Below are 12,462 nucleotides of genomic sequence, written 5' to 3'. Positions count from 1 at the left end.
TCAGCGGGTCGGGCTCGCGGTCGGGCTGCCCGGGGTCGGACCGGACGGCACCGGGGCGCCCCGGGTGGGAGTCGGGGTGACCGGCACCTGGTCGCCCTTCGCCGGGTCGCTGATCACGTGCCGTGCCAGGTTGACCTGCGACTGGCCGGTGCCGCCCACGGTGATCTCGTCGTACGCCTGGAGCAGCTTCTGCTGGTCGAAGTAGAGCACCGTCATGGTCAGCGGGGTGGGCTTCTCGCCCTCCAGGCCGCGCAGCCCGGCGCCGCCGGTGGAGCCCTCCACCATCAGCGTGGTCGGCTCCTTGCCCGGCGACTGCGGCAGCTTCAGCACCTGCCGTTCGTGCAGGTGCCCGGCCAGTACCAGCGGGCAGGTGCCGGAGAGCGGCCCGGCCGAGGCCGGGTCGTGCACGAGGGCGATGTTCACCTTGGTCGGCGAGTTCTGCACCGTGGTGGCCAGCTGCTCGCCGACCCCGATCACCTGGTCGGCGACCTGCGCGGTGAGCCCGCTGCCGGCCGGTGAGGTCTCCTTGTCTGGGGTGAACCGCGGGTCGCCGATGCCGGCGATGGTCAGCCCGGACACGGTGGTCGTGGAGTTGTCGAGCACGATCGCGTTCGGCTGATTGGCCACGGCCGCGGCGGTCCGCGCCGAGTCGTGGTTGCCGCGGATGTAGACGTACGGCTTCTTGAGCAGGCCGATCGAGCCGACGTAGGACGCCTCCGGTTCGCTGCCCCAGTCGGTGATGTCGCCGGTGTCGATCACCACGTCGATGCCGAACTGCTCGACGATGGTCCGGATCAGCGACCAGCCGGTCGGGTTGAGGTGCATGTCGGACACGTGCAGGACCCGGGTGGTGCCGGGGGCCGGCTCGTACACCGGCAGCGCCGAGACGGTGGTGTAGAGCTTGCTGACGTTGCCGACCAGCCGCTGGAGCTGCTCGGCGTACTTGGTGTAGTCGTTGGCGATCCGCCGCGCATCACCGACGATCGCTGGCGCGTTGACCAGCAGCCCCTCGTAGCGCGGCTCCTCGATCGACTGCGGGCGGACGGTGGCGGCGGCCAGCCCGAGACTCCCGGCGGTGACCACCAGCGCCAGGCCGCCGGCCCAGGCCATCCGGCGTACGTCCCGGAAGACCAGCCCGGCCAGCAGCAGGGTGGCCAGCACCGCCGAGGCGAGCGTCTTCAGCCCGAGGCGCATCACGCCGGTGCGGACGTCCTCCACGGCGGACTGGCTGGCCCGGCTGATGCTCGCCGGGTCGTCGATCAGCGCCTCGGTCCGCCGCTGGTCCAGCGCGCCCAGCTCCACGGTCAGGTAGGTCGGTCCGTTGTGGCTGTCCAGCTTCAACGCGCCCAGCGGCGGGATGTCGATGGTGGTGCCACCGCTCAGCGACGGGCTGAGGCTCAGGTGCGCGCGGAACGGCCCGATGTCGGTGCCCACGTGCCCACCGGCGTACGTGCCGGCGATGATCCCGGTGAGGGTGACCACGAGCAGGGCCAGCACCGCGCCGAGTTGGCGCAGTCGGACACTCGGCCGTCCCGGCCACCACCGTCGGGACGCCCAGCGGCGGGCGCGCCCGATCGCCGGGGCCGTCTCGTCCCCGGTCCTGCGCTGCTCGTTCTCCTGGCCGTCCATGCTCAGATTCTGACCTGCCCAATGCTGGATCTTGGTAAACCCGGGCCATGCCCGGACATTCTCACCTGTCGGTCGGTGCCGGCCGGCGTGACCGGTCAGCTGCGTCCGGCCCCGCCGTCGGCGAAGACCAGCCGCAGTATCCGGTCGTCCTCCGGGACCGGCTTGCCCCGGCCGTCCCGGTTGGAGGTGGTCACCCAGACCGAGCCGTCCGGGGCGACCGCGGCGGCCCGGAGCCGGCCGTACTTGCCGGTCAGCAGCTCGCGGGGCTGGCCGAGGACGGTCCCGGCCGGGGCCAGCTCGACCAGCCAGAGCCGCTGCCCGCGCAGGCACGCGGTGACCAGCAGGCGCTCCGCCGCGGCCAGCCCGGAGCAGGAGGCCTCGCCGGTCCGCCACTGCACGACCGGGTTGACGTAGCGCTTGTCGTCGCCGCGCCCCTCCACCTGCGGCCAGCCGTAGTTGCCGCCCTTGTTGATCTGGTTGATCTCGTCCCAGGTGTTCTGGCCGAACTCGACGGCGTACATCCGCTTGTCCGGCGTGAAGGCGAAGCCCTGGACGTTGCGGTGCCCGAGCGACCACACCGGGGAGCCGGCGGTGGGGTTACCCGGAGCCGGCTTGCCGTCGGGCGTGATCCGCAGGATCTTGCCGCCGAGGCTCTTCGGGTCCTGCGCGTTGGCCGTGTTCCCGGCGTCGCCCGTGCTGACGTAGAGGTAGCCGTCGGGGCCGAAGCCGAGGCCGCCGCCGTTGTGGTTGCCGGCCTTGGGGATGCCGGTGAGGATCGGGGTGGGCCGCCCGCCGAGCTCCAGCTTCGCGATCCGGTTGTCCTGCGCGGCGGTGTAGTAGACGAATACCGTGCGGTCCTTCGCGTACGACGGGGAGACGGCGATGCCGAGCAGCCCGCCCTCGCCGCCGGGCGCGACGTCCGGCACGCTCTGCACCACGGTGACGTTCATCCCCTCCGGCCCGGACTCCGGGCCGACCTGGAGGATCCGGCCGCTGTCCCGCTCGGTCACCAGGGCGCCACCGTCGGGCAGGAACGCGATCGCCCACGGCACCGCCAGGCCCTTGGCCAGCACCGTCGTGACCACCTGCTGGCCGGCGCCGCCCGGGCTGGCGGTCGCCGACGGTGTCGGCAGGTTGGGCGGCTGGCCGGCCGGGTCGGGATCCGGCTCGCCGAAGGCGCAGCCGGCGGTGCCCAGCAGCAGCGCCGCGCAGGACGCCGCCAGCGCCGCCCGACGGCGACCGGTGCGGGGGTACGGGGGAGGCGCGCTCACCCGACCCAGGGTAGCCGGGCTGAGGCCGCGCGGACGGCCACCGCGAGCAGGGCCGCGCCCGTCGGCGACTATCGTCGGCGATCGTGAAGGTTTGGATCCCGCACCGGGCCGGTCCCGCCCTCCTCGGTGAGCTGCCTCCGGGCGTCACCGTGGAGCTGCTGGAGGACCCCGCCCGGCTCCCGTCCTCCCCGGCCGGCGTGCGGTTCTGGGTGCCGCCGTTCCTCTCCGCCGGTCCGGCCGCCGCCCCGCTCCTGGCCGACCTTCCCGACCTGGCGGTGGTGCAGCTCCTGTCCGCCGGGGCGGACGCCTGGGTGGGGCAGATCCCCGCCGGGGTGACGCTCTGCGACGCCCGCGGCGTGCACGACACCAGCACCGCCGAGTGGGTGGTCACCGCCATCCTGTCGGTGCTGCGCGGCTTCGGCCCGCTGGCCCGGGCGCAGGCCCGCCGGGAGTGGGCGTATGACGCGGTGGCCCCGACCGACGAGCTGGCCGGCAAGCGGGTGCTGATCGTCGGGGCGGGGTCGATCGGGGCCGCGGTGCAGGCCCGGCTGGCCCCGTTCGAGGTGACCTTCACCCTGGTCGCCCGGACCGCGCGCCCCGCCGAGGGGGTGCACGGGGTGGACGAGTTGCCCACCCTGCTGCCCGAGGCGGACGTGGTGGTCCTGCTGGTGCCGCTGACCGAGCAGACCCGGGGACTGGTCGACGAGAAGTTCCTCGCCGCGATGTCGGACGGCGCGCTGCTGGTCAACGCCGCCCGCGGCCCGGTGGCCCGGACGCCGGCGCTGGTCGCCGAGCTGGCCTCTGGCCGGCTGCGGGCCGCGCTGGACGTCACCGATCCCGAGCCGCTGCCCGCCGACCATCCGCTGTGGGAGCTGCCGAACGTCCTGCTCACCCCGCACGTCGCCGGCTCGGTCCGCGGCCTGCTGCCGCGTGCGTACCGGCTGGTGGGCGAGCAGGTGCGCCGGTTCGTGGCCGGGGAGCCGCTGGTGAACCGGGTGGTGGACGGCTACTGACCGGGCCGGCTCAGCCCGTCCCGGCCGTTCCCGCCGGGGTCGGGCTCAGCCGGCGGTGTCGGACAGCTCGTGCCCGGTCGCGGAGATCAGCCGGGGCAGGTCGGCGGCGCGTACCGCGGGGAGCACCAGCAGCTCGCCGTCGTCGAGCCGGACGACCGCCCGGCCCCGCGCGTCGGCGGTCAGCTCGGCGACCCGCGCCCAGGGGATCCGCCGCTGCCCGGCGAGTGCCCGCAGCCGCAGCTCGCGGGGGTCCGCGTCGGTGCCGCCCCGCCAGGCCCAGAGCGCGACCGCCAGCGGGATCAGCAGGACCCAGAGCAGCCACCAGCGGGCGGTGGCCAGGGGTAGCGCGCCGAGGAACGCGACGATCGCGGCGACCAGGATCGCCTGGTTGTGGCGGAAACGGATGGTGTCGGCGCGGCTCACCCTCCGATGATCGCACCCCTGGCCGGGCGGGTGCCGGCCGGGCGGGAGGCCGGTGGCGGGTGGCATAGATGTGAGCGGCATCACGGGCGGCATGGCGTAACCAGCCCTGTCCGGGATCGTTTCTCGGCGTGGCCGTGCCGGTTCCCGCCCGGCCTTGGTCATGCCCGTCGCCGCCGCCCACCGTTGACCCCGCCCGTCCGCAGTCGCTCCCGCCCCGTGTCCCCCTCACGAAGGCGTCCGCCGTGCCCGTCACCCACCCCGCCGATGATCATCGCCGGCCACCGCTCGCCGACCTCGTCGTGGCGCTCGCCGGCACGCTGTTCGTCCTCGCCGGGGCCGCCGGCCTCGTCCCGGCCCTGTCCGGCGTGGCGCTCGCCGTGGCGGGTGGCTGCGCACTGGCCTGCGTGCGGCTCGCCTGGCTGGCCAGCGCCCCGCCCACACCGGCTGGGCCGGGCCTGCCGCCGGCCCCCGACCCGACCTGCCCCGCCGGACCGGGCCTACCGGGAGCCGACGACCCGACCCGCCGCGCCGAAGGCGATCTGGTCCCGGCCGGCCAGCACGGGCCGAACCCGCCGGTGCGCGACCCGGCCCGCCCCGCCGGGGCGCGGACCGGTCGGCAGGCCCGGCGCGCCGCGCTGACCCGTCGGGTCGCCACCATCCTCGACGCCGCGGTGCTGGCCGCCGGGCTGACCATCGCCGTGCTGCCGCTGACCGACCCGGCGCACCGGCTGCCGGTCGCGTTGGCCGGCCTCGCGGTCACCGCCCCGCTGTACGCCGTGGCCCTGCTCCGGCTCCCCGGCCGCTCCCGGCTCACCGGGGCCGAGCGGCTCCGGCGGGTCGTCGACGTCCTCGGGCTCGGCGTCAGCCTGGTCTTCGCGGGCTGGGTGCTGCTGCCGCCCGGCGAGGTGCCGTCGGTGGCGCGTACCGCGAGCGTCGCCGGCGCGACCGGGCTGGCGGTGCTGCTGGTGGCCGCGCTGGCGGACCGGCGTCGCCGCCCGGGCGCGGCGCGCTGCCAAGCCGGTGCGGCGGCCACCCTCGCCGGGCTGGCCCTCCTCGTGGTGCTGCTCGCCTACCGCGCGCCGGACCGCGCCGTCCTGGGCGTCGCGCCCCTGCTGCTGGTCGGCGCGCTGCTCACCGCCGGCGGCGCCCGGCGCAGCGCCACCGGGGAGCGACCCCGACCCGGCGGGTTCCCGGTCGCCTGGCCAGGGCTGACCGCGCCGGCCGGCATCGCGGCGCTCGCGGCCGGTCATCATTTGTGGACGGTGGGCGAGTTCACCGGCACCGCGATCGCCCTGGGGCTGGCGGTCATCCCGCCGATGGTGCTCCGGGAACTGCTCGCCGCCGCCGACCAGCGACGGCGCGTCGCCCGGCTGGCCGCCCGCGAGGCGCGACTGCGCGACCTGGTCGGCGACGACCCGCCGGCCGGCCCGGCGGCCGCCGTGGCCCCGGTCGACCGGCCCGGGCTGCTACGCGGGCTGGCCCGGCGGACGGGTGGCGCGCTGCTGGTCATCGACCTGCACGCGCCGGACGGCCGGGCCGTGGAGGCGCCGGTGCTGGTCGAGGTCGCCGGCCGGATCCGGGCCGGCTGCGGCAGCGCCGACCTGGTGGCCCGCCTCGCCGATCACGAGTTCGCCGTGCTGACCGACGTCGGGCCGGTGCTCGCGTACGCGTTGGGCACCCGGCTGCTGGCCGCGCTGGCCGCACCTTACCCACGGCCCGCCGGGGCGATCCGGCTCCAGGTCAGCGTCGGGCTGGCCGAGACCACCGGCGGCGACGCGGAGGACGTGCTGCGCCAGGCCGACCTGGCCCGGCGCCGCGCGGTGCAGCTCGGCCGCGACCGGGTCGAGTGGTACGACGCCTACCTCGAGGAGCAGCTGGTCCGCCGGCTGGACCTGGAACGGGAGCTGCCCGGCGCGGTCGCCCGGGGCGAGCTGGATCTGGTCTTCCAGCCGGTGCTGGCCCTGGCCGACCGGCACCCGGTGGGCACCGAGGCGCTGCTGCGCTGGCGCAGCCCGGTGCTGGGCACGGTGCTGCCGGACGAACTGCTGCCCGTCGCGGCGGATCTCGACCTGGTCGGCGAGGTGGGGCGGTGGGTGCTCGACCGAGCCTGCCGGCAGCTCGCCGCCTGGTCCGACGGGGGCCGGGAGCTGTGGATGGCCGTCAACGTCACGCCCCGGGAGCTTGCCGCGCCGGACTTCGTCACCCGCACCGCGACCGCGCTGGCCGCGTACGACGTGCCGCCGGAACGCCTCGTGGTGGAGGTGGCCGAACCCGCGGTCGGGGCGGAACTGTCCACCGTGGTGGCCCGGCTCGCCGGCCTGCGCTCCCTCGGGGTGCGGACCGCGCTGGACGACTTCCGGGCCGAGCACGCCTCCCTCGCCCAGCTCCGTCGGCTGCCGATCGACCTGCTCAAGGTCGGCCCGCACCTGGTCGGTCCGGCCACCGAGGGGCAGCGCCCGCTGATCGAGGTGGTGGCCAACCTGGGCGACCGGCTGGGCCTGGAGGTGGTGGTCGAAGGACTGGAGTCCGAGGCGCAGGTGGCCGGGGCCCGCCGCGCCGGTTGCCGCTACGGCCAGGGTTTCGCCCTCGCCCGCCCGGCCACCGCCGAGCGGGTGGAGGCGTGGTTCGAGGAGTTCCCCTCCACCCCGCGATGACCCGGCCGGCGATGGTCGGCCGCTGCACCGTCCAGCAGCAGGCGCGTGCATTGCCACCGTTCGCCCGGCTGGTGATGCTGTTCATCGGTGGCTGCCAGATCGTCCGAGGAATCATGGAAGGCGCGGTGAAGCCGTGAGCCGTCGAGCGCTGCACGAGGGTTGGGTGCTGCGGGCCGCGCCCGGCCCGCAGGTGCCGCCGGAGGTCGCCGAGGTGGCGGTGCCGGCCACCGTACCCGGCTGCGTGCACACCGACCTGCTGGCCGCCGGCCTCATCCCCGACCCGTTCCTGGACGACAACGAGACCCGGCTGGGCTGGATCGGGCGTACCGACTGGGTCTACGAGACCACCTTCGACTGGTGGCCGGGCGACGACGAGCGGGTGGACCTGGTCTGCGCCGGCTTGGACACGGTCGCCACGGTGACCCTCAACGGCAGCGAGGTCGGCCGCACCGAGAACCAGCACCGCAGCTACCGGTTCGCCGTCGGGCCGCTGCTGCGGGGCGGTTCGAACACGCTGACCGTCCGCTTCGACTCGCCGTACCGCTACGCGGAGGCGCACCGGGACCGGCTCGGTGACCGGCCGAACGCCTACTCGGAGCCGTTCCACTTCATCCGCAAGACGGCCTGCAACTTCGGCTGGGACTGGGGTCCCACGCTGGTGACCGCCGGCATCTGGCAGGAGATCGGGTTGCACGCCTGGTCGGTCGCCCGGCTGGCCACCGTCCGCCCGCTGGCCACGGTTGACGGCGACACCGGCCGGGTGGAGCTGCACGTCGAGGTGGAGCGGGTGGCGAACGCGCCGGTCACCGTGCAGGCCACCGTGGGTGGCAGCGCCACCGAGGTCACCGTCCCGGTGGGGGAGTGCAGCGCCGTGATGGCCCTCACCGTCCGCAACCCCGAGCGATGGTGGCCGGTGGGGTACGGCGAGCAGGCGCGCTACGACCTCGAGGTGACCCTGCGCGCCGCGGACGGCCGGGCGCTGGACGGCTGGTCCCGCCGGATCGGCTTCCGTTCGATACGCCTGGACACCGCCCCCGACGCGCACGGCTCCGCGTTCACCCTGCACGTCAACGAGATGCCGGTCTTCGTCCGGGGAGTCAACTGGATCCCCGACGACGCCCTTCCCAACCGCGTCACGCGGGAGCGGCTGGCCGAACGCCTCGCCCAGGCGGTCGGGGCGAACGTCAACCTGCTGCGGGTCTGGGGCGGTGGCCGGTACGAGTCGGCGGACTTCTACGAACTCGCCGACGAACTTGGCCTGCTTGTGCAGCAGGACTTCCTCTTCGCCTGCGCCGCGTACCCGGAGGAGGAGCCGTTCCGCTCCGAGGTCGAGGCCGAGGCGCGGGAGCAGGTGACCCGGCTGGCCGCCCACCCGTCGCTGGTGCTCTGGACCGGCAACAACGAGAACATCTGGGGCTGGCACGACTGGGACTGGCAGGAACCGCTCGCCGGGCGGACCTGGGGGCGCGGCTACTACCTGGTGCTGCTGCCCCGGATCGTCGGCGAGCTGGATCCGACCCGGCCGTACTGGCCGGGCAGCCCGTGGTCGGGCCGGGAGGACGTGCACCCGAACGACCCGGCGTACGGGACCACGCACATCTGGGATGTGTGGAACACCGACGACTACCGGAAGTACCGGGAGTACGTGCCGCGGTTCGTCGCCGAGTTCGGCTACCAGGGGCCCCCGGCGTACGCGACCCTGCGCCGGGCTCTCTCCGACAACCCGCTGGCGCCCGACTCACCCGGCATGGTCCACCACCAGAAGGCGATTGACGGGGACCTGAAGCTGCGGCGCGGGCTGGACGCCCACCTGCCGGTGCCCGCCGACTTCGACGACTGGCACTACCTCACCCAGCTCAACCAGGCCCGGGCCGTCCAGCTCGGGGTGGAGCACTTCCGGTCCCACCGGCCGGTGTGTATGGGCACCGTCGTCTGGCAGTTCAACGACTGCTGGCCGGTCACCTCGTGGTCGGCGGTCGACGGCGACGGCCGCCGCAAGCCCCTCTGGTACGCGCTGCGCCGGGCGTACGCCGACCGGCTGCTCACCGTGCAGCCGCGGGACGGGGGGCTGGCCCTGGTGGCGGTGAACGAGACCGGCGAGGCGTGGCAGGTGCCGGCCATGGTCACCCGGCTCACCCTGGGGTGGGAGTCGAGGGCGACGACCGCGGTGGAGCTCGATGTTCCCGCGTACTCCTCGACCGTGGTGGCGCTGCCGGCGGAGCTGGCGCTGCCGGACGAGGCTCGGCGAGAGCTGCTCGTCGCCGAGCCCTGGGACTCGGCGGAGCGGGCGATCTGGTTCTTCGCCGAGGACCGCGAGATCGAGTGGCCGGCGGCGGAGCTGGACGCGACGGTCGAGCCGGTCGACGGCGGTCAGCTGGTGCAGGTGAGCGCCCGGACGGTGCTGCGCGACCTGACGCTCTTCCCGGACCGGCTGCACCCGTCGGCGGAGGTCGACCAGGCTCTCGTCACCCTGCTGCCGGGCGATTCGGCGGCGTTCACCGTGCGCGCGGACGTGCCGCTCGACCCGGCCGCGCTGACCACCCGACCGGTGCTGCGTTGCGTCAACGACATGTGAAGGGAAAGGGCTGGCCGCCGTCGTGCGGGCCCTGCCCGAGATTGCGACCTCGACTTGAAGGTTTCTGCAAGTGCTAAAGTCTTCATGGGCTTTGGGAGGGGTTGCCGTGTCGGTGCCGCTGTATCAGGCGAAGGCGGAGCTGTTCCGCACCCTCGGGCACCCGGTCCGCATCCGGGTGCTCGAACTGCTCCAGGACGGGCCGAAGCCGGTCCGTGACCTGCTCGCCGCCATCGACGTCGAGGCGTCCAACCTCTCCCAGCAGCTCGCCGTGCTGCGCCGGGCCGGCATGGTCACCTCCTACCGGGACGGGCCGCTGGTCATCTATTCCCTCAGCACTCCCGACGTGGCCGACCTGCTGGCTGCGGGTCGGCGGATCCTCGGCGCGGTCCTCACCGACCGGGACGCCCTCCTCGACGAACTGCGCGCCTCCGGGACCGACCGGTGAACGCGGCAGCACTGGGCCGGGACACCACCCCGGCCGCCGCAGACGCCAGTCGCAAGCACGGCGTACGGCGGGCCGGCCGCCAGGTCGCGGCACGCCTGCTCAGGCTGCTTCCCGGCCGGGCCGACTGGGCGGCCGTACGCCGCTCACCCCGCCGCGACCTGCTCGCCGGGCTGACCGTCGCCGTGGTGGCGCTGCCGCTGGCCCTCGCGTTCGGTGTCACCTCCGGCCTGGGCGCGCAGGCTGGGCTGGTCACCGCAGTGGTCGCCGGGGCGGTGGCCGCCGTGTTCGGCGGGTCCAACCTCCAGGTCTCCGGCCCCACCGGGGCGATGACCGTCGTGCTGGTGCCGGTGGTGCAGCGCTTCGGCGCCGGCGGGGTGCTCATGGTCGGCGCGCTGGCCGGGCTGGTGCTGATCGCCCTCGCCCTCGCCCGGCTCGGCCGGTACGTCCGCTACCTGCCGGCCCCGGTGATCGAGGGCTTCACCGCCGGCATCGCCGTGGTCATCGCGCTCCAGCAGGTGCCCGCCGCACTCGGGATCACCGACGCCCACGGCGACAAGGTCTGGGCGGTGGCCGCGGACGCCGTCGCCCGGTTCGTCACACACCCCCGTCCAGCGGCCGTGGCCGTGGCCCTCAGCGTCGCGGCGCTCATGCTGCTCGGCTCGCGGTGGCGGCCCGGACTACCGTTCTCGCTGCTCGGGGTCGGTGCGGCGACGGCCCTCGCCGAGTTCGCCCCGGTCGACCTGATCCGGATCGGCGCCCTGCCGCAGCACCTGCCCGCCCCCTCGCTGGGCTTCCTCGACCTCGGCGCGATCGGGGTGCTGCTGCCCAGCGCGCTCGCGGTCGCCGCGCTCGCCGCGCTGGAGAGCCTGCTCTCGGCCACCGTCGCGGACGGGATGACCGTCGGCCAGCGGCACGACCCGGACCGGGAGCTCTTCGGGCAGGGCCTGGCCAATCTGGCGTCGCCGCTGTTCAGCGGCATCCCGGCCACCGCCGCCATCGCCCGGACGGCGGTGAACGTCCGCGCCGGTGCGGGCTCCAAGCTGGCGGCGCTGGCCCATGCGGTCGCCCTCGCGGCGATCGTGCTGGCCGCCGCCCCGCTGGTCGGTCGCATCCCGCTGGCCGCCCTGGCCGGGGTGCTGCTGGCCACCACCGTCCGGATGGTGGAGGCCGGCTCGCTCCGGGCGATCGCCCGGGCCACCCGTGGCGACGCGGTGGTGCTCGTGCTCACCTTCGCCGTCACGGTGATCTGGGACCTGGTCACCGCGGTGGCGGTCGGCCTCGCCGTGGCGGTCGTGCTCGCCCTGCGTGCGGTGGCCCGCAGCGCCCGGCTGGAGCAGGTCCCGCTCGACCAGGGCGAGCACAGCGCCGAGGAACACGCCCTGCTGGCCGAGCACATCGTGGCCTACCGGCTGGACGGGCCGCTCTTCTTCGCCGCCGCGCACACCTTCCTGCTCGAACTGTCCGACGTCGCCGACGTGCGGGTGGTCATCCTGCGGATGTCCCGGGTGTCCACCATGGACGCCACCGGTGCGCAGGTGCTGGGCGACGCCATCGACCGGCTCCGGGCGCGCGGGATCGTGGTGCTGCTCTCCGGCATCACCCCCGGTCACGACCAGGTGCTGGACGCCCTGGGCGTGGCCGACGAGCTGCGCCGCGCGGGCCTGGTCTTCCCGGACACCCCAGCCGCCATCCGGTACGCCCGCACGGTCGCCCTCGGGCCCGCGCCCTCAGCTCGGTAGCGCGCCCAGCCCAGCGAGCAGCTCACCCCGCTCGTCCTCGGTGAGCACCGCGTACGCGGGCGCGTCCCGGCGGTCGGTGTCGGCCTCGATCGCCGCGCGTTCCGGCCCGTCGGGCAGCGCCTTGATCTGCTCGGCGGTCAGCCCGGCGGCCCGCCACGCCGCCCGGTGCGCGTCGGCCCGGTGGTGGCGCAGCGAGCCGAGCCGGGTGGTGAGCAGCAGCGCCGGCGAGGCGTCGTCCGGCTCGTACGGCGGGGTCATGGCGCGGAACGCCGGCCCGCCGGTGGCCAGCCCGTGCGCCAGCACCCGGCCGACCAGCTCGGCGAGCCGGGGCACCGAGGCCAGGCCGGGCAGCATCGGTGGCCCGGCGGACCACAGCTCCTCGGCGGCCTCGGCGGTCGCCCGCTGCGCGTACAGCGCCAGCTCCCGGCCCAGCTCGGTCAGGTGCCAGGTGCCCTCGGCGTCCACCTTCAGCACGCCCTGGGCCAGCTCGCGGCTCATGTCGCCGTCGGTGTAGGCGAGTCCGTCAGCGAGCGCATCGGCCGGCATGGGCCGAGCCAGCACGCCGGAGTAGAAGCTGTTCTCCGCGCCGAGGTCCGCGCCCCGCTCCGCGTAGAACGCCTCCATCCGGGCCCGGGCCGCCCAGCGGGCACCCACGTACACCCGGTCGATCACGGGCCGGATCCGTCGCGCGTAGCTCATGGTCGCTTTCACGA

General features: G+C 75.1%; 10 protein-coding genes. 6 read left to right on the top strand and 4 right to left on the bottom strand.

Going from position 1 to position 12,462, the window contains the following annotated elements; genetic code table 11:
- Together ABZ783_RS02250 and ABZ783_RS02245 are read right to left on the bottom strand one after the other, a co-directional pair.
- Window positions 1–1,629 (bottom strand): metallophosphoesterase, encoded by a 1,629-nt coding sequence (locus ABZ783_RS02250; RefSeq protein WP_357433864.1) that lies wholly within the window; start codon window positions 1,627–1,629, stop codon window positions 1–3.
- 95 nt (window positions 1,630–1,724) lie between these two features.
- Window positions 1,725–2,900 carry a PQQ-dependent sugar dehydrogenase gene (locus tag ABZ783_RS02245; protein ID WP_357433862.1) on the bottom strand — a complete coding sequence of 392 codons (1,176 nt, stop codon included), beginning with the start codon at window positions 2,898–2,900 and terminating at the stop codon, window positions 1,725–1,727.
- 83 nt (window positions 2,901–2,983) lie between these two features.
- Between ABZ783_RS02245 and ABZ783_RS02240 the strand changes: the two genes are divergently transcribed.
- Window positions 2,984–3,913 carry a 2-hydroxyacid dehydrogenase gene (locus tag ABZ783_RS02240; protein ID WP_357433860.1) on the top strand — a complete coding sequence of 310 codons (930 nt, stop codon included), beginning with the start codon at window positions 2,984–2,986 and terminating at the stop codon, window positions 3,911–3,913.
- Between the two features lie 45 nt (window positions 3,914–3,958).
- On the opposite strand, the gene ABZ783_RS02235 is transcribed toward ABZ783_RS02240, so the two are convergent.
- Window positions 3,959–4,336: a PH domain-containing protein gene (locus ABZ783_RS02235; protein WP_357433858.1), complete on the bottom strand. Its 378-nt coding sequence runs from the start codon at window positions 4,334–4,336 to the stop codon at window positions 3,959–3,961.
- A gap of 242 nt (window positions 4,337–4,578) precedes the next feature.
- On the opposite strand from ABZ783_RS02235, the gene ABZ783_RS02230 reads away from it, so the two are divergent.
- The 5 genes from ABZ783_RS02230 to ABZ783_RS02210 all read left to right on the top strand — a co-directional run bounded on the left by ABZ783_RS02230 (window position 4,579) and on the right by ABZ783_RS02210 (window position 11,749).
- The gene (locus ABZ783_RS02230; RefSeq protein ID WP_357433856.1) at window positions 4,579–6,990 is read left to right on the top strand and encodes a GGDEF domain-containing phosphodiesterase; all 2,412 of its coding nucleotides are present in this window, start codon (window positions 4,579–4,581) and stop codon (window positions 6,988–6,990) included.
- On the top strand, window positions 6,987–7,127 hold the full coding sequence (locus tag ABZ783_RS02225) for a hypothetical protein (RefSeq protein ID WP_357433854.1): 141 nt from the start codon (window positions 6,987–6,989) through the stop codon (window positions 7,125–7,127). Before ABZ783_RS02230 ends, ABZ783_RS02225 begins: the two co-directional genes overlap by 4 nt.
- Entirely contained in the window at window positions 7,124–9,565 is a 2,442-nt protein-coding gene (locus ABZ783_RS02220; protein ID WP_357433852.1) for a glycoside hydrolase family 2 protein, read from the top strand. Before ABZ783_RS02225 ends, ABZ783_RS02220 begins: the two co-directional genes overlap by 4 nt.
- A gap of 106 nt (window positions 9,566–9,671) precedes the next feature.
- The gene (locus tag ABZ783_RS02215; protein ID WP_357433850.1) at window positions 9,672–10,010 is read left to right on the top strand and encodes a metalloregulator ArsR/SmtB family transcription factor; all 339 of its coding nucleotides are present in this window, start codon (window positions 9,672–9,674) and stop codon (window positions 10,008–10,010) included.
- Between the two features lie 95 nt (window positions 10,011–10,105).
- Window positions 10,106–11,749, top strand: coding sequence for a SulP family inorganic anion transporter (locus ABZ783_RS02210; protein ID WP_357434299.1), 1,644 nt, complete (start codon window positions 10,106–10,108; stop codon window positions 11,747–11,749).
- Here the strand turns inward: ABZ783_RS02210 and ABZ783_RS02205 are convergent.
- Window positions 11,738–12,460: a hypothetical protein gene (locus ABZ783_RS02205; protein WP_357433848.1), complete on the bottom strand. Its 723-nt coding sequence runs from the start codon at window positions 12,458–12,460 to the stop codon at window positions 11,738–11,740. The two genes, ABZ783_RS02210 and ABZ783_RS02205, sit on opposite strands and share 12 nt — an antisense overlap.
- Window positions 12,461–12,462 lie beyond the last annotated feature (2 nt).

The organism is Micromonospora sp. NPDC047738, from assembly GCF_040642675.1.
Lineage (GTDB): Bacteria > Actinomycetota > Actinomycetes > Mycobacteriales > Micromonosporaceae > Micromonospora.
This window is presented reverse-complemented; position numbering and strand designations above follow the sequence as displayed.

Bases quoted from the DNA above. Each gene is read 5' to 3' on its own strand.
- ABZ783_RS02250 (WP_357433864.1), bottom strand. From the start codon at position 1,629: ATGGACGGCCAGGAGAACGAGCAGCGCAGGACCGGGGACGAGACGGCC.
- ABZ783_RS02225 (WP_357433854.1), top strand. From the start codon at position 6,987: ATGACCCGGCCGGCGATGGTCGGCCGCTGCACCGTCCAGCAGCAGGCG.